This is a genomic window from Nitrospira sp. BLG_2 (assembly GCF_049222245.1).
The window spans coordinates 1-3,108 of the sequence record NZ_JBLYIG010000304.1; the positions used below are offsets into that span (position 1 = coordinate 1).

The 3,108-nt window shown below is 55.0% G+C and carries 2 protein-coding genes and 1 pseudogene; 1 reads left to right on the forward strand and 2 read right to left on the reverse strand.

The window, feature by feature from the left end:
- Both ACOSYY_RS08445 and ACOSYY_RS08450 read right to left on the reverse strand, forming a co-directional pair.
- Positions 1–608 (reverse strand): annotated as a pseudogene (locus ACOSYY_RS08445) (hypothetical protein); the annotation flags it as partial.
- A gap of 19 nt (positions 609–627) precedes the next feature.
- Entirely contained in the window at positions 628–1,503 is an 876-nt protein-coding gene (locus ACOSYY_RS08450; protein ID WP_421661827.1) for a formylglycine-generating enzyme family protein, read from the reverse strand.
- Between the two features lie 212 nt (positions 1,504–1,715).
- Between ACOSYY_RS08450 and ACOSYY_RS08455 the strand changes: the two genes are divergently transcribed.
- Positions 1,716–2,831, forward strand: coding sequence for a sensor histidine kinase (locus tag ACOSYY_RS08455; protein ID WP_421661828.1), 1,116 nt, complete (start codon positions 1,716–1,718; stop codon positions 2,829–2,831).
- Positions 2,832–3,108 lie beyond the last annotated feature (277 nt).

A 3,108-nucleotide genomic window follows, 5' to 3' on the forward strand; every position in this document is an offset into this window, starting at 1 on the left:
AGTGGGCCGACCGCGTTCTGATCTCGTCCGGGTTGGTAGGTCTTCAGCATTTTCTTGATCGTGGATAGTAACCGCGCTTCGTCCACAAGCGGAACTTTCACCCGGATGCCGCGTCCTTCGTTCCGACCGAGTGAAATGATGTGGTGTTCAACCATGGGTCCCTGCTTACCGTCCGAGTACGTGAATGCCACTTGTCTCGCAGGAAATCCGGCCAACGTCGTGTCCTGATCCTTCCGCCATTTCACCGTGACCGCTTTCTTCTCATACAGGTCCGCAATGATGCGTCGATGCGCATCGGCGAATTCCTTGAGAGTCTGTCGTCCGTCCTGACTGCTGCCGCTGACCACATTCATGTGGCCGGATAAGGCGACCAGGCTGTGTTCGATCGGGGGGTACAGTGTCACCCCTATTCCGTCCGGCAGCGGGTTGCCAAGGCGCCAGTCGTCCGGATAGCGGACGGAAAACCCAAAACGAGCGTTCGTATAGAGCGTCCAACCAGTCTCATCGTTCGTGTCGGTCACTGCGCCAAGAGATGGCATGGCATCCGTGGCGAGAATCGTCGCGGCCAGAGTAAACACAAGATATCCGTGGAGCGTCAGCGTCTTCATAAGGCGGTTCTCTCCTTCATTACTCCATCGACTTGGCGCAGCGAAACCCGACTGTCGCGGCACGCTGGCCCGGTGACGCTCCGCTTCTTGTCGCGGTCCGTAGCAATACAGGCGCGCTCTTCCACGATCCGCCCCGCACCACCTTATAGCGGCCCTGACTGGCTCCCCGCGGGTGGCGGTCGGGCATGGTCGCATAGTAATCGATCCCAAACCAATCTTCGACCCATTCGGCGGCATTCCCGGCCATATGATGCAGACCGTAGGGACTTCGTCCCTCTTCGCCGCGTTCAACAGAAGCCACCATGGGTATTTCGTGGACATGGTACTGCCCGAACATAGCTAATCCCATGACCGGAGATTTGCGGCCCCAGGGAAAGAGATTGCCCTGTTCTCCCCTCGCGGCCTTTTCCCACTCGGCTTCGGTTGGAAGGCGTTTGCCCTGCGCGCGGCAAAAGTCCGAGGCCTCCGTCCAGGTGACGTAGAGTGCCGGCCAACGAGCAAGGGTGGACGGCGGCACGGCATGAACGGTCATTGTGTGATCGATCAGTTTACGAATTTCTTCCGGAATGGACCGTTGTTGCCGGTTTAGCCACAGTAAAAATTCTCCAAGGCTCACCTCGTCTCGATCGATCTCAAACCGATCCAGCCACACGCGACGCTGCGGTTGTTCGGTGTCGTCGTAAGGAAGATCAAGGCCGTAGAGGTCGTGGCTGGCCTTGGCAGTCCCCATGAAAAAAAGGCCTTCGCCGACGGTGATCATGGGTGAACCATGAGCGAGCGCGGCGATGCGCTCATGAGGTGATTCCTCCTCTGCTCTTCCAAAGACCGGGTTCAATAGGAATGCCGCGAGTACCACAAAGGCGGGAAGTCTGAAAGCAGCCAGAGTATGTCTCATGGCTTCCTGTACCGAGAACATCGTCCAGGAGTCAATGGTCCGGCGAGGGCAGCGGCACAATCCTCTTGGTCATGAGACTCGCTTCGATTGTTGACATGTTGGATTTGGGAAACTTACTATATTGCTCCACCGGCAAGTTGAAGTTCGTCCTAAGTTCCAAAACCGATATGATCCCGCCATTATCAGACCATCAGGAGCAGAAGTCCTAACCCATGGCGCTTACGGAAACAACATCCACTCGAGCGTTGCGAGAAAAGACCGACAAAAGCCTGGAGGAGGAACGCGACAAGACCGATGAATACTTGACGCAACCGTTTCAAGAGGTCGAAGACAACACTCATGAAAAAGTCCATTCGATCCGCCATGCCGTTGATCAGGTTAAAGAAAACCAACGTGAGGCTCTGGACGACGACAAAGAACGCGTCCGTGCAACAGCTGACACTCCCCTTTCACAGGTAGACGATGAACTGTTGGCCGAAGAGCGCGAACGACTCGACACATTGCAGGCGGCCGAGCGCGAAGCCGTAGATCGCGTTCGTGCAGAGGAGCGCGCTCAAAAGGAATCACTCGTCAACGCGCTACTGGACCATGAGCGTCGACAGACCGACAGCCATCTCCTCGATGAACGAATCCACGTGGACAGAGAGCTTATTACAAGGGAGCAATTTCTTTCCATTGTCAGTCACGATCTCAAGAACCCTCTCGCCGCCATTTCGATCAGCGCGCGCTTGATACGAAAAAGCATTTCCAAAGGCGAGACCGGCGGTCTTCTGGAACATCTGGGACGAATACAACACAGCGCCGATGCCATGAGCCGGATAATAAGCGATCTGCTCGACGTAGAACGAATGGCGCAGGGCAAGCTGACACTTGACCTTGCAAAGGTCGATCTTCGAGTTCTGTTACAAGAATGTGGTGAGCTTTTTGCCCCACTCGTGTCACAGCAGGCGTTTTCAATGGAAATTGATGCAGGAGCCGAGCCTCTCTTCGCTGATCTTGATCACGATAGAATTCTGCAAGTGTTGTCCAACTTGATCGGAAATTCACTGAAATTTACTCCCAATGGAGGCGCCATTAAGCTCTCTGCGCGTAAACGAGAGACTCACGTTGAAGTGTCGGTAACCGACAACGGGCCGGGGATTTCCGCGGAGGCACAGGCGCGAATTTTTGAAAGGTTCTCACAGCTCAATGTGGCCGGCCACCAGGGACTTGGCTTAGGGCTTTTTATCGCGAAATGGATCGTTGCGGCCCATAAAGGACGCATTTGGGTGACATCAACACCAGGAAACGGGTGCACATTCAGCTTCACGCTTCCATTATCTTTCTAGCCTACGTTTAGCGGCTTCATCGGCTCCCTCCATCCGTCTGCCGGTTCATGACTTCCTCTTTTCCGGCTCAACCTTTGCCCACGTCTGGTGGATACCTTCGAGCGGACTGGACAGAATACACGCCTCGCATGCGCACACCGGGTCACAGCTGAGAGGTTGAGCGCTCGGATAGGGGGCAAATCGTCATTGGAGCTTTCAATAGAGCCGATAACCATTATTCCTGTCTTCGTCTGGGTACGGCTCATATTCATTCCATCACGGATGCTCAGTCAATATT